This window comes from Pseudomonas sp. LBUM1678 (genome assembly GCF_059695575.1).
Genome location: NZ_CP166775.1, coordinates 2,414,469 through 2,433,474, shown reverse-complemented (window position 1 = coordinate 2,433,474; position 19,006 = coordinate 2,414,469). Strand labels below are relative to the sequence as shown.

Genomic DNA, 19,006 nt, shown 5'->3' with positions numbered 1-19,006 from the left:
TACAGCGGCACACCATCTTTCACCGGAAAGCTCGCGAGTTGCGACCAACATCATCATTCGGTTAATAGCCGCATCCAGGTCTAAAAGCAGCTCATGAGATTTAAATCTAAAGTCGTCCGCTGCGTTCATGTCGGATCCTGTGCTCAGCGGGTCTGATTCCAAGTTCCGCGTCGCAGTCCCACCAAGAATCTAATTGCGGTTTTTAATGGATCAGCCCGAGCGATGGACGTAATCATTTTTTCTGGCTGGAACAGGGCGTGTCCCCTGGAATCAAATGAATCGCTGTCCACGCCTTTTTATCCGCTTGAATGGATCACCATCGGTAACGTGACCACGAATTCGCTACCCATGCTATCACCCTCGCTCATACCGGTAACTTCGCCGCCGTGCGCCTCAACCAACTCGCGGACTACTGTCAGTCCGATGCCCAAGCCAGAGCCATTGAATCCGACGGCATGCACGTCTTGAACATAGGAGTCGAAAATAAACGGGAGTGTATTAGCGGAAATGCCTATTCCATTGTCGGAAATGGTTATCTTCAAAACGTCGGACGCTACCGTTACGGATAGTTCGATTCTACCGTGGGTCGGTGTGTATTTAGCCGCATTTGCCAGAAGGTTGTGGAGAATCTGCGCGAGGCGCCCCGGGTCACCATTGACCATCAAGATGCCGTTGGGAAGATGGGCGTTGAAATGCTGCTCTTGTGCGTCCATTAAAGGGCGGCACGCATCAATGGCCTCACGCAGAATTTGAATCATGTCGACATCGCGGCGATTGAGTCGTAACTTACCAGTGCTAGCACGGGAGACGTCCAGCAGATCGTCCACCAGCTGTGACATATGTTGCACTTGGCCTTCGATCAACTCCCGCATCCGAGGCAGCTCGTCGCTAGGCATCCGCACCATACGCTCTGCAATCATACTGATGGGTGTTAATGGGTTACGTAGCTCATGGGCCACCGTCGCCAGTATGCTTTTTTGCTGACTCAGTGCGCGCTCGGCTACAGCCTGAAGGTCTTGAGCACTGAGCGCGGCTATGACCAGTTGTGCATTAGCTTCACGCAGCTCCTGGTACAACCGTTGCTCTTCCAAGCGTGGGGCGACTATAGCGTCAGACTGCACCAGCAGTTTCGCCGGTACTGGCTGCTGATTAGCCTCAATCACCTGCTCGACCTGCTGACTATCCACCAGCCGGCTGCTGGCGTCGCTCAACTCTTTTTGAAGTGCTGCCAGCACGGCGCGTGCTTCAACGGTTTTCTGGCCAAGCAGGAAGAGTTCGTGAGCGGCATTAGCGATCTCACGCTCATTCGTGCCATCGACATTACTCATGAGTCGGGCTCAAGCATTTTTATCTCCTGGATTTGATACACCTGAAATCCGCTTTGTGGGTCGGCCTCCGAGCAGACCTTCTTGTTCATGAAGCATTTCGCCAATCTGCAAGCCGTTTTCATCGACGCGGTACAAGCGCAGCTCATCGGAGTGGGCACTGGCCCGCATCTTGACCACGGCCATGATGCGCAGTAAGCGGCTCTCTACTTCAATATAGCGTTGGACAATGATGGCGTCAGTGAGAAATGCCGTGCCGTAAGGGCTGAAACGCAAGTCGGTGTAGCGGTCTTCCAGCTCTGAGGTCATCAGCACACTGACCCCGGCACTGGTCAGCGCGGTGACCATACGCGACAGCGATTCACGGAAGTCTTCGCGGAAGGTCGGCGCCAGCGCCAGTTCGAAGCCCGACAACGAATCGATCACCACCCGGGTGGCTTTCAGTCGGCTGATCTCGCTGAGCAGCAACTGCACGATTTCGTCGATGGACAAGTCCGGTGCGCGACTGTCCACCAAGCCGACCTGACCGTTTTGGATCAATTGAATGAGGGCGGCATTTTGAAAATGATTGGGCCGTTGTTCGAACACCGCGATGACGCCGGTTTCGCCGTTGCGTGCGCCTTCGGCCAGGAACGTCGCCGCCAGGATGCTTTTGCCCGACCCCGACGGCCCAGCCACCAGCAAGGAATAACCCCGAGGTAGGCCTCCACCGAGCATTTCGTCGAGCTGCGGGACACCCATTTTTAGGCGTTTGATCGGGAACTCCAGAGGCACTTCCGTCAGATTTGACGCTGCAGGCGAGAAGACCTTTATCCCCGAGGGGCCGATGCGGAAGGTGTGCAGCCCCGGTAATGTTGGCTGTCCGCGCATTTTCATGATTTCTATTTTGCGCACCATCGAGTTGCGCTGAACGCTCTGGCGCAGCCAGATCAGGCCATCGGCCACGGTGAAAATCGGGTTGGTGTCGGTTTCGTTGAAGTATTCGCCAATCAGGAAGGTCGTCGCCTGCCAGGTGGTCATCAACATGCCCAGTTGCTGAACGAACTGCGGCAGGTTGTTGTTGGGGTTGTCCTGAGTCTGGCTGGCCAGCACCACCGAACGGAAAGAGTCGACGAACACCAGCGCCGGGGAGTAAGCCTCCACCTCGCTGACGATGCGCCGCAGCACTTCGTCCAGATTTCCGGCCAGGGTGTCGTCGGTCAGGTTGATATAGCGGATCGACTGGTTGATCGCTTCGCTGTCGAAAAAGTCGAATTGCTGCTGATAACGCAACATCTTCAGCGGCGGCTCGCCCAGTACGGTAAAGAACAGCGCCGGGCGCTCGGGCGTGGCCAGGGCAAACATCATCTGGTGCGCCAGGGTAGTTTTGCCGCAACCCGGCGGGCCGGCGATCAGGTTGAACGAAAACTCCGGCAGTCCTCCGCCCAGCACCTCGTCTAGCCCTGGCACACCGGTGGCCAGGCGGTTGATAGTCACTTTGGTGCTCATAGCGAATTTTCCTGCGAAGGGGTGTCGCTCAATAAAGGTTCCCACATACCACGAAGCAAACGTGCGGTGAGCGAGGGTCCGATCAGCGTGGTCAGCAGTGCGTAAAAGGTAGTCAGCAACACTTCACCTAAAAACAGCGCATCGGCGTCGCTTTGCTCAACGATTACGGATTTGAGGGCAATCAGATCCATGCCTGCCTGCGCTCTGTCACAGGTGCCGGCCAGTCGCGGATGAGTGGAAACGCACAGATTGAGGCTGCGGCGATAAAGCGCGACAACCCCTTGCTGGCCGATGATGGGCCTGAGGGCTGCGTCCATATCCTGCAAGGTTGAAATAATTGCGTGGGCGGTCTTTGCAAGATCAGCAATGTCACCGACCCGGCGCGCCAGAGAAGCTACGATCTGGCGGCCCTCTTCGCTTTCCCTGGACATGGCTCACTAATTTTTGATGGGCACCTATCGATGGTACACCCTATAACCTGTGATCGAGTTTTCATTTGGGCGCAGAGCTGATGATGTCCGAATATCTCTCTCAAGCACCTAGTTTGGTGATTTGAATACAAACCGACCAAATGCCAAGCAATACCCAGAACGTCGCAAAGATCCAAGGTGTGCGCACCGAAAACAGCAACGCCTTTCGATACCCCTTTTGCGTGGACTCTCTCTCACAAAATAAAGGCGATTCGTCATACGCCAACCCCATTAAAGGCTCGCTATGCAATAGCTCACTCTGCTTGAAATGCCAATGGCCGATAATGTCGTATGCCGCACGAATACCGGGCCAAGCATTCAACGAACTTAGCACTCCAAGCAACGTAAGAAACGGTGGTACTACCAGCGTGAACAACTTGCCCCATTCGGGGTTGAGATTGCCCATAGAAGAGGCAAATGCGATGACCAAAAAAGACTGAGATGCCAAAAAGGCGTCAGTTCGATTAGCCAAGATGCTGGTTTCGTACTGAATCTCTCTTCGGTAAAAATCCAAGCGCTCCTTTGGCGACCCGAACATCCTTGCATTGTGCTCGTTTAGTGCGGTGTCACTTATCTGGGAAGTCAAAATTCTCGGCACGGTGGGTTCATCCTTATCAAACATGTGAAGCCGGCTTACCACCCATCCCAACCTAATTGAACTGGATTTCTCCCACGTTAGCATTGGTACTCACTAACATCTGTGTTAGCCGGACGTTTATCCGCATTCCCCGCAACGCCAACAAAAATGGCCCTCTCGGGCCGTTTTGTACTCAAACTAAACTCACTTGGAAAGCCGGGACTCGACGGTGTCGGAGCCGTGTTCAGCGTTCCATTCTTTAAGACCCTTGTGGTTACCGCCTTTGGTTTCGACGACCTCGCCAGTATGCGGATTTTTGTAGAATTTTACCCGCGAGGCTTGCTCAGCATGTCGCAGATGACAACTGTCGCCACTTCGTACTCATGATGTATTTCTAACGCTTTTGCTAAAAACACTCCTTGCCGACTCATAGGACTCTCTTGCATCAGACAAAAAGCATTGATCGAAATTGTCAATCTCAGCTAGTGAGCCCGTCCTTTTCAGAATCTGCAATTTAAATATTTGTGTTATGCGTATTCATAAAGGCATCCCAGCTTTCATAGGCGTCGTGCTGCCTCTTGCTGGCAAAATCCCAGTCGGGGCCTGAAACGCATTTGGATGTGACCAGCGTCATCATTTCCATCGTAGCGGCGTCGAGTTCTATCAGGAGCTCGTGTGATTTCATCCTGAAATCTTCGATCGATGCCATTAGCTTTGCCTCGGCGCGGAGGTCACCGCCATTGAGAAACAACTGCTCCTCGAGCGGTGGAGTACGAACACGCCAAATAATTCATACCTTCTGATCGCTGGTTCGTTTAGCCCCGAACCTTCTCCGTCAAAGTCAGCCGCTATAGCAGGACGGAAGAGTCGTGCATGAAATAAGGGAGCGGCCCGATCTTTGTCCCCGCGTTTGAAAGCGACGCGGATCAGTCGATGTCGCCGACAATGCGCACAGCGCGCTGGACGCCATCGACAGAAACGAAAAGTTCATCAAACTGACGCTCGCGGTATTTATCTGATAGACCCCGCAACGGTACCGCCATCAACCACCTACCTGCACAAGCCTTGGTCATTGGACGACTTGGTAATCGCGGTAGCGTCTCTCCTGCAGCCTGATTACCCCATTCGTAAGATTTGAGTCGTTGTTGGCCTGTTAGCTCTGATGCTCCCAAGTCCACCATTTGCCCTCGGGCTCACGCACAGATCGCTTGGCGCGCTGCCATTTCAATTCTGAGTTCGCCAATCAAATTTGAAATCGCCCGACTGGACGTGAGATCCGATGCCAACACGCCGGGGACAAACAGTTCCACGCGGCCAGAGGAAGGCTCAATCATCTTGATCAATAGCGAACCTTTGGGATTCACGGAGCAGGTGCAGGAGCGAGGTAATAAACCGCTTTCAATGATATGTCGGAGCTCAAGAGAAGAAATCATGGGGTACGTCCGAAGGAAAAATTCCTTCTCAGTCTTGTCTATGAAGCCCAGTAGTCAAGGAACGCGCCGGAGTAAATTCACGACCAATTGTTTCCCGTCCACTGGCCTTGAGCTGACGCGGCTGACTATTCATTTTTTATACTGCTAGGCTTGGCGTTTTCATGGAGGAACCTTGATGCCAAATTCAGATTTGCTCCCTTCCCTGCTCTTCAAAATCAATCAAAACCAATTAGCTCTTGAGGCCGCCATCATGGAGCTGACGCTCTGGGTCGAGCAACGTGGTTCTGCTGAAGTCGCCGGCAACGTTCGCGGTGCTTTAGACACGATTAGCAAAAACGAGGAATTCATCAATATGAGTCTTGCGGTGCTTATGTCACCTGAGTGACCTGGCCAAAACGCTATCAGTGGCGTCGTTCAGTCAATACTGCGCCAAGGATCGCGTGAGTAATGAGACAAGCTGCCGAGGCTATGTATCGTCCTCGTGGCCGAAGAATTTGGGATCAAGCACCAACGCGCGTAATGGCTTCAAACGTTTCTCGGCGAGATCAGCTTGCCGGGAGCATTCAGTGGCGTCCCCGGCAGCGCCCACAGCCGTCGCCTACTCATTCAAATAAGTTTGGTCACAGCAGTGACCAAAACTTAATCTTTATATTTATGAAGTTATATTCAAGCCGGAGACGTAGTTGCCATAATGGGAAATCGTTTAATCTAGATGTCTACGATATCGATCTAGTTAATACCCATAATAAAAACAAAGCATCACACATGGATAGCACACTAATTAAAAGCTGATTAACTTTTTTACTTCCAATTTGCCATTCGTCGTCATGCAGAAGAAAAATTCAACTTTTTCGAAAGCGGGTGACTCTCACTAATACAGCCATCAAGGTGGTGGGTGCATTTTCTGATTGATTGGCGATTGCTGATAGGAGATAGTAATGAACTACGAAGATCGTGATACCTATGGCATGTACAAAACCAACCTCCTACGAGATACCAGCTCTGAGGAACAGGGGCCTGGCCCCGACCTGATGGGGGCAGACACACTCATTGGAAATGATGTTTATAACCATAATGAAGAAGACTTGGGAGATATCAAGGAAATCATGCTGGATGTTCGCAGCGGTAGAGTGAGTTATGCTGTTCTCTCTTTTGGTGGCTTTCTTAGCATGGGAGAAAAACTGTTTGCGGTACCCTGGAATGCATTCACACTCGATACAGTAAATAAGCGCTTCGTACTAAACGTAGAGAAAGAACGCTTGGAAAACGCACCAGGTTTTGACAAGGACAATTGGCCTAATATGGCCGACGAATCTTGGGCAACTGAAATCCATTCTTTCTATGGAACTAAACCGTTCGATTACGATAATGTCTAGATACAAAGTATCGACAAAAGCTAACTGTCCATAACCAAAATGAAGAGTGATGCGCGCCGAGCAAACAACGACATGTTAAGATTGGTCGTTGGTGGCCAAACCCTAAGGCGCGCATTGCGGTGAAAAAGCGCTAACAACAAGGGTTTAGGGTGGATTCTGCTGACCGCCGTCGAATCTAAGGCTAGCCCAGCCGCATCGTACCGGAAAGCTATTCGTTTGAAGTCCAAAAGCTCGCGCGTCACACGGGCTTTTTTTGATGCGACATCTAGGCTCATCACGTGACTCTAACGATTTTGGCTAGCGAATGAGACTAATGGCGGTGGCTCGGATCAGAATTTCTTCCTGTTGAAAACGCCCTGCAAGATCGCGCTTAAAGCTTTGCCACCAAAGCCGATCAATAGCTTCAACCATGACCTCATAGACGATGATGTCGTCCTCTGCTCTCTCGTTATCTTTCTGCAGTGAAATACCTTTCGCCGGATTGCGAGTGAAAGCCGTCACTCCTCCGAACTGTTCGGCCAACTGCTCCCGTACACGGCGAAAAAGCTCGACGGGCTGAGGCGTGCCATCGTTCGTGTTGAGCGGCAAAAAAATCTCGATCAGGTGCATTAGATAACCACAGCAGCCCACGGCTGTAAGTAATGCGATTCCCCTTGGGCCCCCAAGGCCTGCGTTTCAGTTTCAGCTTCTGTTCCAGCTTTCAATCCTGTGGGATTAAAAAGCTAAAGAAAACAGAAGAAAAACCGGCGGCATCCTATCGGATAAAGGTGTGTGGGGGCAGCGCTGCTTTTCTCTTGCCTTCAAATATATAAACCCTGTTCCATCCTTGTATAAAGGCCCACTCTCACCATCAAGAATTTAATTCTGGAACCCGCTCCGGGTTTTATACTGTGGTTCCCAACAGGGTACCGACTCCTGCTGCCACCGCCATCGAAAGTGCACTCCAAAAAGTCACACGTAAAACCCCATTTTTAATATTTGCCCCGCCGACCTTGGCCGCCAAGCCGCCAAGGATAGCAAGGAAGACCAACGACGCGACGACGATGACTGGGATGAGATGTTCTTGTGGAACTACTACGACCACGAGTAATGGTAGTGCTGCACCTACGGCAAAGCTTAGCGCAGATGCAAGAGCAGCCTGTAATGGCTTTGCACTCATCGCATCGGTGATTCCCAACTCATCTCGGGCATGCGCCCCCAAGGCGTCGTGATCCATTAGTTTAGTCGCGACTTCTTCTGCAAGCGGCACCTCAAGTCCTCGCTCAACATAAATTCCTGTCAGTTCACGATTCTCGCCCTTCGGATTTTCCTGAATCTCAATTCGCTCCGCCTCTAGGGCAGCCGCTTCCGTGTCGGCTTGGGACTGCACGGAAACGTACTCTCCGGTAGCCATCGACATAGCACCGGCGACGAGAGCAGAGACACCCGCTATAAGGATGCTGTTGTGAGTTGCGTGAGAGGCGGCTACGCCCAGAATCAGACTTGAAGTTGAAACGATTCCGTCATTGGCCCCCAATACGGCAGCGCGCAGCCAACCAATGTTGTCTATTGGGTGTTTCTCTTTATGATGCGCTGCCATTCTGGAATTCTCCGTGTGAAAAATTGCATTAGGTCAGGTCTCTGGCGTCATGAGCACCGTGAGATTCATGTTGATGAACGGAGATCCAATCACCGGTAATGACTGAATCAACCGATTAAATTTCAGAAAGATGCTTTACGCTGCCAGCATGTCCAGAACATACCGATCACGGCAAAAAGCCATTACGATAGTACATCGTGTTTAACAAAAAAGGCCCTCGAAGGGCCCTTTTGTACTCAAACCAAAATCACTTGGTCAGCCAGGACTCGATCTTGTCTGAGCCGTATGTCGCTTTCCGCTATTTCAAATTTTGTGATAGTCGCCCTTGGTTCCACGACCTCACCCGATTCCGGATTCTTGTAAACCTACCTCGCGAGGCTTGCGGGTGCCCGATTGCGGCAGGCAGCCGGAGCGCGACGACCAGCCTGTAGATCAGGCAGGTTGAAGATGTCCTTCAAGCTGTTGCCGTACTTGGTAAGTAAAGCGAGAAGCTTCGTTTCAAATTTGAGGACGCAAACTCAACATCGGAGAAAAAATTATCTGAAACGCGGTGCCGCCGATGTTTGCGTTGGGCTGGTGACTTAGCGAGCCACCCAGATTTTTAACAAGCGAAGTAATTACTTTCATTCCCAACCCTGACATTTTATCCACACCAAAGTCGGCTGGAAGTCCCTTGCCATTGTCACTTACGGTCAGGCAATACTGATGTTCATATGGTGCCAATTGTACATCGACCTTGGTGGCCCCATATTTTAAAGCATTTGTCACCAATTCATTTACGATAAGGCCGAGTCGACTGAGTTGTTCGCTCGCCAAGGCGAGTGGAACGGCTTCGACCGAGATAGCTACCTGATCCCTACAACCTAACATTGCTGATAAGCCAGAACACAGTTGAACCAGATAGTCAGCACTATCGAGCGTCGTGGCAGCCTTACCGACGTTAATATGCTGATGCACATTTGCTACTGCAAATATTTTGGCAGCCGCTCTTGAAATCTCCTTAGCCGCTTCAGAGTTGCCCAGCTGAACACTCTGAATGCTCAGCATTGACACAATCAAATGGAGGCTATTCATGACTCGATGGTCAATTTCCTCGGCCATCAAGTGGGAATGATTCAGCGCTGCTTCCTTCTCAGCTATGGATCGCATGGCGGAAAGGCGCAGTTCAAGCTGATCCATTACAACGCTAGCAAGATCCGCCAACGTGTCTATCTGATCTTGGGTAACCGTGCGCGGCTGCGTGTCCAGCACACATAACGTACCGAGATTGAAGCCGTCGTGAGTATGCAGCGGCACACCCAAATAAAATTGAAGACCAAATTCGCCTGCGACAAGGGGATTAGAAAGCGTTCGAGGATCATGCCTAGCGTCTGTTACTAACCAAGGCCCATTCTGTAAGATCGCGGAGGCACAGAGTCCTGGATTGCGGGAAATTTGATTTGCGTCGAGCCCATGATGGGATTTGAACCAGATTCGATCTGTATCGACGATGCTCACGATTGCTATCGGAGTACCGAGAAGGCGCGCTGCTATTGCGGTCACACGATCAAATGCGCCGTCCGGAGGGGAATCAAGGATGGCGTACCTACGAACGACGTTCATTCGAAGGGATTCATCTGGAGCTGTTTCACTGGAGCTAACGGAATGAGGCGTGGTGTTCGCAGTCATTTTTACTCCCGAACGGCTCAAGGTCACTGCTTTAAGTGGGTTATCCGATGGAATGCCCGCTTTCAAACCGTTGCACCAAGGTCGCACTCGATTGATGGTCTGGATGGCAGCAGAACGATGTATGGTCTCACGTTTGTATAAGCCATGTCAGGCACGCACACAAACCGCTTCAATCAGTGGGGTGGTGGCAATGATCCCGCTGCCCGCAGGTCACGCCCTTACCCACCTACCGGATTGTAAAATCCGTGCCAGGGAACCGACAAGCACCAACAGGGCAGATTCCGCGCTTGCGCGAGTAAGCCTTCCGGTGAGTAACGGATGGTGCAAACTGGCTCACCATTCTTTGGCGAATCGAGGCTAAGGTTCATGTATTGGAGATTCATTCCACGACTAGCCCGTTTTCATCGCCCCCGTGGAGCTACTCAGAGGATGTAACGCTTTAGATGGGCAGGACTCACACAATTCAATGATTATCTAAAAAACCAAAAAAGAGGTGATGATGTCTCCCTTTGATATTCAACGGATGTTGATAGATGAGTTTCCACTAACATTTTTGCTAGAGGTAGGGTTTCGGGCAGCTTTTGCCTTTCTTGCCGTTTTCTTGTTCTTAAAATCAAGTGGCCGACGCGGGATAAGACAGCTCTCACTTTTTGAGTTGGTCGTGATTTTGACGTTGGGCTCCGCTGCCGGAGACGTGTCCTTCTACCATGATGTACCACTGTTGCCCGTTGCAGTCGTTTTCCTCACGCTGTTGCTGCTCTATCGCATGACGGTTTGGATCATGACCAAAAGCAAGAAATTTGAAGCATGGATTGATGGTCTACCTGTAACCGTCATTCGCAATGGCTTATATGAACTTAAATCCTTAGAGAAGCTGAATATTTCATCGAGCGAAATATTGATGGAGCTTCGACAACGGGGCGTTGAGCACTTAGGCCAAGTAAGATTGGCGCTTATGGAAACAGATGGCGACATCAGTCTTTATTTTTACGATCAAGAAGACCTGCGCCCTGGCTTGTCAGTCCTACCTTTAGAACATCGTGCGGAGTTTATAAAAGTGCCCGCTTCGGGACTTTATTGCTGCGTGAGTTGTGGCTTTGCACAATCTATTCTTGAAGAACACGAAGCACGCTGCTCGCGGTGCGATCATGACATCTGGTCAAAGGCGCTGAGCACCCAACGCTGTAGGTGATGGTTGCTGGAAACAATCCCACCAGGCATCAGTCAAATCCACAGGCGCCAGCATTTTGAGGGGAACAGATGAAGGTATTCATAAGCTCGGTGGTAAGGGGATTTGAGCAATTCAGAGCGGCTGCCAAGGACGCCGTAGAAGCTCTGGATATGAAGCCGGTCATGAGCGAGCATTTTGGAGCCCGCACCTATTCTTCCGTGCATGCCTGCCTGACAGAGGTTGATCAGTGCGACGTCTTTGTCCTCATCTTGGGCGCTAACTACGGCTACGAGCCTGAGCCGGGTCTGTCGGTTAGCCTTGGCGATTGCCTCTCACCACACTCTAGAATTCGACATTAGCCCCTTCGTGCTGGGCCTTCTGCTGTCCTCCTTTTTATGGCTTTACCTCTTCGCACTCATACCCATGGGAATGCTGGAGGATCGATACGATACTCGGCTGGTCAACGCCTGGGGCATCGGCGTCTGGTCTGTCGCCCCCCTCCTCTCTGCAGCATCAGAGGGTTTCTTCTCCATGCTGATCACTCGTTTGCTAATGGGTGTCGGAGGGTCGACTTCGTACCCCGCCGGGGGACGCGCTCTGCGCGAATGGGTACCTGCCGGCGAGCGCGGAATGGCGACCTCACTGTTCCATGCCGGTAGCCTGATAGGCCCGGGGATTGCTGCGTTGGGCCCGAGCATTGTCGTCAACAGTTACGAATGGCGTGTTGCCTTCGTCATAACTGCCGCTGTTCGATTCTTATGGCTGGCTGCCTGGCTGATATGGTTCAGGCAACCTGAAGTCGCGCGCTGGTTACATCCGCTTCAGGCGCTGCTCGCTGTCGTTAGGAATCTTGCTGCCTGAGCTAAGAGGCATAATTAAAACTTTAGCTGGGAAGGGGTGGATGGCTCGGCAATGTGCTCACTGCCGCCCGCCTTCGGGCCTGGCCTCATTTCACGGAAAAACATTCGCCGATACTCAGAAGGCGATGTGCCGAGGTGAACGCCGAACTGTTGTCTCAACGACAAAGGCGTTCCGAAACCCGCCTCACCGGCGACACACTCGATAGGTAGGTCGGTCGTTTCGAGCAGCTGTTGTGCTCTGGGGACTCGCTCAGCATTCAACCATTTAGAGACGGTACTGCCAGTGGCCTCCCTAAAGCGACGAGTAAACGTGCGCCTACTCATTTTCGCCATGTCTGCCAGGACGTCGAGCGATAGATCACTGGCTAGGTTCATTCGGGCCCACGCCAGTACTTCAGACAAATGAGTCTCACTAGATAGTTGCGGCACAGGATGTTCTACGTATTGAGCCTGGCCTCCTTGCCTATGCGGCGGCGTCACCAGCATCATCGCGGTGCGATTCGCCACATCAGCACCGAGCCGCTGGCGTATCAGATGCAGGCAACAATCGATTGCCGCCACGGTTCCCGCAGAGGTCATGATATTGCCATCAATGACATAGAGCACCTCGGGCCTGAAACGAACTTCAGGGAAGCGACGCGCAAACTCGTCTCTGACTGCCCAGTGAGTGGTTGCTTCTTTGCCATCAAGCAGCCCGGCATCTCCGAGCACGAATGCTCCCAAACATAACCCGACTATGAGCTTTCCTTGGACATTAGCGAGCTGTAAGGCTTTCACAAGCTGTGCAGATGCAGCGACCGATTGATCGCCCCACGCTGGAATGACAATTACATCAGATGCCTCCATCAGTTCCAGGCCATGAGTGACCTCCAAGCCGATGCCTTGGTCGCTACTCACCATACCCGGCGACTCTGCGCAGTAGCTGACCTCGTATTGAGGTTCACCAGGTGCGGATTGAACTGTCCCCAGCACCACTCCCGGCCATAAGGGGACGTTCAACGATCAGCCCGGCTAGAATCTACGACTTCTTCTCACTAGCTAAAGAGGTACTGCTCTGTGTTTAACCGCTATGTAGCCTCCCGCGAGAGGATGACCCAGGACTTAGGAAATGCGCGTTTGCTGCTGGGTCAGCGACTTTCCGTGATATTGCATGACCAGTACTACTTCAACGATGAGAAATGTCCGGAAGACATAGGATCGTTAGAATGGCGGTTTGGCGAACATCAGACCGTTTCGATGTACTTGCTAGCTGACGGGGAAGTGTCGGGGCTGACCTATCAGACCTGGAACCCCCCATGCCCTTCGAGCTTGACGCAGCTAGCGCCTGTTCGTGGCGTAGAGAAAATCTGCTTTCCGGTTTATCCGCACTCTCTCTTGAAGGAAAGATCATCACTGAGGTTCAAGGAGTTGTCGACAAAGGATGGGACCAGGAGGCTCGGCTTGTAGCCTTCAAAATAACCTTCGAGACCGGCGACTACCTGATCTATCTCAACCAGGGTGACGATGCAGTCGTGCTGATCAACGAATCGCCCGAGAGTGTGGCGCGTATCGAAACCAGCTTGGTGACTTCGCTGGAATGACAGCTTTGGCTCGTTTTTCGCCGGTTGCGTCGATACAGTGAGATCGCCTCGGACGCAATCAGTGGTCAGCACAGATTACCGTTTCCTGCCTGTTGCGAAGGGCAGCAATCGGCCAATAGCGGACGTTGGACCGAGTCCGCTGCCGGTGGATTCGGACATTCATAGGGTCTACGCTTGGGTCTGGGCAGAGCCATAGCGAGACAGAACTAGACAGCTTTTGTGGATCGATCCAAAGTCTCAAGATTAATCGCGGGAAGGAGTTGAAACTGAGTACGGCATCGCGATCAATAGGATTGATCCGACTATCACATAGATTTTTGACAGTCACCGGCCATCCGGCAAGGCTGTTCTGAACTTGAACGCGCGCTTGATAACAAACGCATCTGGGCTATGGAAGTCGTAATGCCGAAAGATAAAAATAAAACGGTTATCGATTCGCAACCGACGACGATTAACAGCTATCTGTTTCCCGTCACTATCGGCGTTCTGCTCATGGCCGTTGTGGGCATCGGGTGGTTCCTGTTCAGCAGCAAACCTGCTCCTGTGACTTATGCGCCGGTTGGCACACCGGTCGTCCAACCGGCCACTCCACAACCTGTTGCCGTAGTGCAGGAAAAAGCGCTGGCAAAAATGGTTGATGAGCAGCAATGTCAGGGTTGCCACAGCGCCCAAGTCAAGGACTGGCAAGGCTCCCATCACGAACTGGCGATGCAGGTAGCCAACGCTGAAACCATGCTGGGCGACTTCAACAACGTCACCTTCCATGCGGAAAAAGAAACCACCCATTTCTCCCGCAAAGGTGACGGATTCTGAGTCAACACCCCCGGCATCGATGGCAAGAACGCGGACTTCCAGGTCGCTTACACCTTTGGAATCTCGCCGCTACAGCAATACCTGATCGAGGTTGGCGACGGTCGCTTGCAAGCTCTGGGCGTGGCTTGGGATACCGAAAAAAACCGCTGGTTTCACCTCTATCCAGGCCAGGGCGTGAGCTTTAAGAACCCGATGCACTGGAGCAAACCGAGCCAAAACGCCAATTTCATGTGCGTCGAGTGCCACACCACTGGTTACAAGCGCAATTTCGATGCGGCAAAAAATACCTTCGACAGTCACTGGAACAGCCTCGGTGTCGGCTGCCAGGCGTGCCATGGCCCAGCCTCCAATCACCTGGAATGGACGGCGAAAAAAGGTGACTTGATCCACGCCGGGTTTGCCGTCGACCTCAAGGACAAGAATGCCACCGTCGAAATCGAAACCTGCGCACGCTGCCACTCCCGCCGCGCGCCGCTGGGCGATGGTTTCACCGTCGGCAATCGCCTGATGGATGACTACCTACCGAGTCTTCTGACCCGTGAACTCTATGCCCTAGATGGCAAGATCAAGGATGAAGTATTCGAACATGGCTCCTTCGCCCAGAGCAAAATGTCCGACAAGGATGTGCGTTGCAGCAATTGCCACAACCCCCATAGCAACGAACTCAAGCCGCCGGGTAACGGCGTATGCCTGCAATGCCACGACACTGCCGGCAGGACCTCGGTGGAAGGTGTTGATGGCAAGGGCCTGCAAGCGAAGAATTACGATTCCATCGAACACACCCGCCACACCATGGGCCAACCCGGCTCGCAGTGCGTGGATTGCCACATGCCCGGCAAGTTCTACATGGGCAACGACTTCCGGCATGACCACAGCTTCAGCATCCCTAACCCGGAACACGCAGCGAAACTCTGCACGCCGGACGCCTGCCTGACCTGTCATCAGGGCAAGGCCGGCAACAAGGTCACCGCACAGTTCAAGCTGTGGAACGCCTCAACCAGCCCGCAAGCGCCGCACTACGATGAAAGCCTGTGGCTGATCCGCAACGGCCAGCCCGGCGCGGCACAAGCCTTGTACGAGCAACTGCAACGCAGCAACCTGCCGTCGATTCAACGGGCAACCTTGCTGGCGGAACTGGCGCTTTATCCCAGCGGACAGGCGATTAAACTGGCCACCAAGGACTTGAGCAACCCGGCACCGCAAGTACGCGAAAGCGCCGTTCGGGCGATAAGCGCGCTCCTGCCACCCCCGGACCGCGCGCCACTGTTGACGCCGTTGCTGGGTGATCCCGTAAAGGCCGTACGCATCGCCGCAGCCCGAGATTTGTTGAGCGTGGCTCGCACTGGTTTAGACAGTGCACAGAACAAGTGGAATGCGGCCATTGCCGAATACGAAGCGGTACAGAAGAGCCTAGCCGAACGCGCCGAAGCCAATCTCAACCTGGCCATGCTCTACCAGGCCAGCGGTCGCAGCGGCGAAGTCGAAGCTCTGCTGCGCACGGCCCTTAAGCGTGACCCGGATTTCTACCCGGCACTGGTGACGCTGGTGCAATGGCTGGAAGCGGGCGGACGCAGCCAAGAAGCTCAGACGCTGCTCGCGCAAAGCCTGAAAGAACACCCGGCGGCCGCCCTGCTGCACCATACCAAGGGTTTGTCGCTGGTGCGTGCGGGTAAAATGGATCAAGCCATGCTGGCTCTGCGCAAAGCTGCGCAACTGGAACCCGAGAACGCCCAATACGGCTACGTCCACGCCGTGGCGCTGCATGACAGCGGCAAGGTTGAGGCGGCGTGTGAGGAACTGGAAAGGCTGTTGAAGGTGCAGCCCGCCAACCGCAATGCGCGGCAGGCGTTGATCCATTACTACCTCAAAGGTGGGCAGGAACCGAAGGCGCAGATGCTCTTGCAGGGCTGGAAGAAAATGAACATGGATGATCCATCGTTGAAATGATCCGTCGCGTCCGCCTTACTCACTGGCGTTCCGCACTTTGCCCACTGCATCCTGGCCCCTGGTTCTTTGAGGGGTAACAGCTTAGATTTTCGTTAAGCGCGGATTTATTCGCTGTCGCGAAGTCGCAACAACCAATAGGCGACCGGTATGACCGCCAACTCTATTCCTGCATAAAGTTGAAGCAGCATCGAGGGTAATCCATCAATCATGAAGCTGATTAAGCGACCAAGAAAAAGTCCACTGCAAAAAATGAGAACCGTGAGGATGGCGGTTCTGTGCAGTTTTGGTTGAAAGGCACAGACCAGCCAGAATGTACCTAACGCGAGGTACAGGCACATAACAGCGCGGAGAATGTGAGCGATGTTGAGGTCGAGTGCATCCATACCTAAAAATGTAAGGGCGAACCAGGTTGGGCCCACGCCGTAGATCAGCGCAATGCTGCCTACAGTGAGGAATGAGATGATCAGAAAATACTTTTTCAATGCAGCGTTCATGAAAGTCCTTCGCAGGTGTTGAATGGGCGCATCCAAATAACGGACGCACCCAGGTTGCTGACTCTTTGGCGGAATTAAGTTCGCCGCCCCGTTACTGCCGAGTGCCCGGCAGCAGTTCAAAGTCCGTGGTAAACGGCGTCATGGCCGCCATTAGCCGTTTGAACGGTGTGTGATTACCTTCGAAGCGGGCCTTGCCGTCCTTGACGAGCTGATCGAAGTTGGTCTTCCTCGCCATCACGCCTTCAAGCGCAGAGCGATCGAGGGTGATGGTCAGGTCGGCGTTTTTGGCCTGCTGCCCCTTGATGCTGGTCAGTGTCGAGTTGCTCAACTCGACCACGAATTGCTCACCATTGTCCGGCGTCTGGAGATTCAGGATGAAGTGTTCACCCGCGACTTTGCTGCCATCCAGGCTGATGCCGAGGTACTCCAGCCACAACTCTGTGCTCATGGCGCGGATCATGTCAGGTCCACCGGTTTTTGGCGGTACGCCTTTGGGCACGCCGTGGCGCAGTTCGTAGGCCGCGGCAAGGAAGCTGTTGCGCACGCCGGCACTTTCCTTCTGATAGCCGACCTGCTCATAGACATCCGCCAGCAGGTCCTTGGCCTGGCTGTTTTGCGGCTCTGCATACACCAGTTTATTGAGGATCTCGTAGGCTTCGCGGTATTTGCCCTGGTCGAACAGGGATTTGCCCTTGGCCATGATCTTGTCCGCCCCCCCCATCATTTCGACATACAGCGGTGCCGAATCTTTCGGTGAAAGCGGCATCAGCGTCGCAGGGTTGGCATCCCAATAGCCCAGGTAGCGGTTGATCACTGCACGGCTATTGTGCTCTTCCGAGCCGTGGTAGCTGTGCGTCGCCCAATTGTTTTTCAGGCTTTCGGGCAGCTTGTAGACGTTTTGAATCTCGTTGACGGTGACGCCCTGGTTAGCAGCGTGCAGCACGGCATTGTTCAGGTTGGCGTAGGCATCGCGTTGCGCGCGCATTACTTCTTGAATCCGCTCATTGCCCCAACGTGGCCAACTGTGGGACGCGAGCATGACATCGGCCTGTTGTCCGTAACGATACAGGGCGTTGTTGATGTTCTTCGACCAGACCAGCGGATCACGGACCAGGGCACCGCGCAGCGTGTAGATGTTATGGATCGTGCCGGTTATGTTCTCGGCGGCCCAGAACGCCTTGAACTGCGGAAACCAGGTGTTCATTTCCGATGGCGCTTCGGTGCCCGGAGTGTTCTGGAACTCCATCACCACCCCGTCAACGGTCAGGATCTCGAAATCTTTCTCGATATAGCGATTGGGCTCAATCAGCCCCATGGCGCCAATCGAGGCATTTTTCCCTATGGCCATGTCGACATGGCCGTATGGGCTGTGCGGCAACGTCACACCGTACTGCAAGAAGGCGCGCCGGGTCATGGCAGTACCGGCGTAGACGTTTTCAGCCACGGCATGCTCCATGAAACCTGTCGGTGCTATCAGCGGGACCTTACCGCTGCGCACATCTGCTTCATCGACCACTCCGCGGATACCACCGAAATGGTCGGCATGAGAGTGAGAGATTACTACCGCCACGACCGGGCGCTTGCCGAGTTTTTCATTAATGAAGTCCAGGGCGGCCTTGGCGGTTTCCTTCGACATCAGGGTATCGAACACAATCCAGCCGGTATCGCCCTTGATGAAGGTGATGTTGGCCAGGTCAAAACCGCGCACTTGGTAAATCTTCTCCGGAACGACCTCATACAGACCGAAGGCCGTGTTGAGTACTGCCTGGCGTTGCAGGGACGGATTGATACTGTCGTAGTCCTTGCCTTCCAGCAGGAAGTTATAGCTGCCCATGTTCCAGGCGACATTCCCGGCCTCGGCCATGATCTTGTCGTAGGACGGAGCAGCGATGAAGCCTTTTTTCGCTTCTTCAAAGTCGCGCTTGTCCGCAAACGGAAGTGCCTTGCGCAAACCATTTTGCAGCTCGATCGTGTAAGGCGAAGGCGCTTTGCCCTTGCTGTCGAAATGCGCATTGGGTGTTGAGGCTGGATCAGAACTTGCGCCGTTTGCATCGGCAGCAAAAATGGCCTGGCTGACGCCACCAAGTGTGATTGCCAGTGCCAGATGAAGGGTCTTGTTGTACATGAAATGGTTCCTGCGCCAGAAGGTTTGCCAATGAGCGTCAATGCCGTTGAGTGCCCATAGCGCTTGTTTATGTGCGTCGTCAGCTTGACCAGTACGGCCA

At 53.3% G+C, this 19,006-nt stretch carries 16 protein-coding genes and 4 pseudogenes; 7 read left to right on the top strand and 13 right to left on the bottom strand.

Features of this window, described 5'->3' with window-relative positions:
* Positions 1-296: 296 nt before the first annotated feature.
* The 7 genes and pseudogenes from ACA070_RS11135 to ACA070_RS11105 form a co-directional block, all read right to left on the bottom strand.
* Positions 297-1,328, bottom strand: coding sequence for a sensor histidine kinase (locus ACA070_RS11135; protein ID WP_497451147.1), 1,032 nt, complete (start codon positions 1,326-1,328; stop codon positions 297-299).
* A gap of 9 nt (positions 1,329-1,337) precedes the next feature.
* The gene (locus ACA070_RS11130; RefSeq protein WP_497451146.1) at positions 1,338-2,813 is read right to left on the bottom strand and encodes an ATPase domain-containing protein; all 1,476 of its coding nucleotides are present in this window, start codon (positions 2,811-2,813) and stop codon (positions 1,338-1,340) included.
* The gene (locus ACA070_RS11125; protein WP_497451145.1) at positions 2,810-3,244 is read right to left on the bottom strand and encodes a hypothetical protein; all 435 of its coding nucleotides are present in this window, start codon (positions 3,242-3,244) and stop codon (positions 2,810-2,812) included. Before ACA070_RS11125 ends, ACA070_RS11130 begins: the two co-directional genes overlap by 4 nt.
* A 100-nt stretch (positions 3,245-3,344) precedes the next feature.
* Positions 3,345-3,881, bottom strand: coding sequence for a hypothetical protein (locus tag ACA070_RS11120; RefSeq protein ID WP_140678747.1), 537 nt, complete (start codon positions 3,879-3,881; stop codon positions 3,345-3,347).
* Between the two features lie 183 nt (positions 3,882-4,064).
* A pseudogene (locus ACA070_RS11115) lies at positions 4,065-4,193 on the bottom strand (transcriptional regulator); the annotation flags it as partial.
* Positions 4,194-4,374: 181 nt separating this feature from the next.
* Entirely contained in the window at positions 4,375-4,569 is a 195-nt protein-coding gene (locus tag ACA070_RS11110; protein WP_497451144.1) for a hypothetical protein, read from the bottom strand.
* A 484-nt stretch (positions 4,570-5,053) separates the two neighbouring features.
* Positions 5,054-5,293: a DUF1652 domain-containing protein gene (locus tag ACA070_RS11105; protein WP_497266481.1), complete on the bottom strand. Its 240-nt coding sequence runs from the start codon at positions 5,291-5,293 to the stop codon at positions 5,054-5,056.
* Positions 5,294-5,468: 175 nt separating this feature from the next.
* Between ACA070_RS11105 and ACA070_RS11100 the strand changes: the two genes are divergently transcribed.
* Positions 5,469-5,678 (top strand): hypothetical protein, encoded by a 210-nt coding sequence (locus ACA070_RS11100; protein WP_497266483.1) that lies wholly within the window; start codon positions 5,469-5,471, stop codon positions 5,676-5,678.
* A 553-nt stretch (positions 5,679-6,231) separates the two neighbouring features.
* Entirely contained in the window at positions 6,232-6,669 is a 438-nt protein-coding gene (locus ACA070_RS11095; RefSeq protein WP_497451143.1) for a PRC-barrel domain-containing protein, read from the top strand.
* A 297-nt stretch (positions 6,670-6,966) separates the two neighbouring features.
* Here ACA070_RS11095 and ACA070_RS11090 read toward each other — a convergent pair whose 3' ends face one another.
* The 3 genes from ACA070_RS11090 to ACA070_RS11080 all read right to left on the bottom strand — a co-directional run bounded on the left by ACA070_RS11090 (position 6,967) and on the right by ACA070_RS11080 (position 9,916).
* Entirely contained in the window at positions 6,967-7,278 is a 312-nt protein-coding gene (locus tag ACA070_RS11090) for a hypothetical protein (RefSeq protein WP_497396778.1), read from the bottom strand.
* A gap of 274 nt (positions 7,279-7,552) precedes the next feature.
* Complete coding sequence (locus ACA070_RS11085) at positions 7,553-8,248, bottom strand: VIT1/CCC1 transporter family protein (protein WP_497451142.1); 696 nt, start codon at positions 8,246-8,248, stop codon at positions 7,553-7,555.
* A 498-nt stretch (positions 8,249-8,746) separates the two neighbouring features.
* Positions 8,747-9,916, bottom strand: coding sequence for a sensor histidine kinase (locus tag ACA070_RS11080; protein WP_497451141.1), 1,170 nt, complete (start codon positions 9,914-9,916; stop codon positions 8,747-8,749).
* A gap of 499 nt (positions 9,917-10,415) precedes the next feature.
* On the opposite strand from ACA070_RS11080, the gene ACA070_RS11075 reads away from it, so the two are divergent.
* The 3 genes and pseudogenes from ACA070_RS11075 to ACA070_RS11065 all read left to right on the top strand — a co-directional run bounded on the left by ACA070_RS11075 (position 10,416) and on the right by ACA070_RS11065 (position 11,948).
* The gene (locus tag ACA070_RS11075; protein ID WP_497451140.1) at positions 10,416-11,108 is read left to right on the top strand and encodes a DUF421 domain-containing protein; all 693 of its coding nucleotides are present in this window, start codon (positions 10,416-10,418) and stop codon (positions 11,106-11,108) included.
* Between the two features lie 68 nt (positions 11,109-11,176).
* A pseudogene (locus ACA070_RS11070) lies at positions 11,177-11,404 on the top strand (DUF4062 domain-containing protein); the annotation flags it as partial.
* Between the two features lies 1 nt (position 11,405).
* Positions 11,406-11,948 (top strand): MFS transporter, encoded by a 543-nt coding sequence (locus ACA070_RS11065; protein WP_497451139.1) that lies wholly within the window; start codon positions 11,406-11,408, stop codon positions 11,946-11,948.
* Between the two features lie 14 nt (positions 11,949-11,962).
* On the opposite strand, the pseudogene ACA070_RS11060 reads toward ACA070_RS11065, so the two are convergent.
* Positions 11,963-12,928, bottom strand: a pseudogene (locus ACA070_RS11060) (GlxA family transcriptional regulator); the annotation flags it as partial.
* A gap of 314 nt (positions 12,929-13,242) precedes the next feature.
* Here ACA070_RS11060 and ACA070_RS11055 point away from each other — a divergent pair.
* The gene (locus ACA070_RS11055) at positions 13,243-13,527 is read left to right on the top strand and encodes a hypothetical protein (protein WP_497451138.1); all 285 of its coding nucleotides are present in this window, start codon (positions 13,243-13,245) and stop codon (positions 13,525-13,527) included.
* A 402-nt stretch (positions 13,528-13,929) separates the two neighbouring features.
* Positions 13,930-16,287 (top strand): annotated as a pseudogene (locus ACA070_RS11050) (tetratricopeptide repeat protein).
* A gap of 104 nt (positions 16,288-16,391) precedes the next feature.
* Here ACA070_RS11050 and ACA070_RS11045 read toward each other — a convergent pair.
* Positions 16,392-16,781 carry a DUF4345 domain-containing protein gene (locus tag ACA070_RS11045; protein WP_497451137.1) on the bottom strand — a complete coding sequence of 130 codons (390 nt, stop codon included), beginning with the start codon at positions 16,779-16,781 and terminating at the stop codon, positions 16,392-16,394.
* 91 nt (positions 16,782-16,872) lie between these two features.
* Positions 16,873-18,906 carry an alkyl/aryl-sulfatase gene (locus ACA070_RS11040; RefSeq protein ID WP_497451136.1) on the bottom strand — a complete coding sequence of 678 codons (2,034 nt, stop codon included), beginning with the start codon at positions 18,904-18,906 and terminating at the stop codon, positions 16,873-16,875.
* Positions 18,907-19,006: the final 100 nt, after the last annotated feature.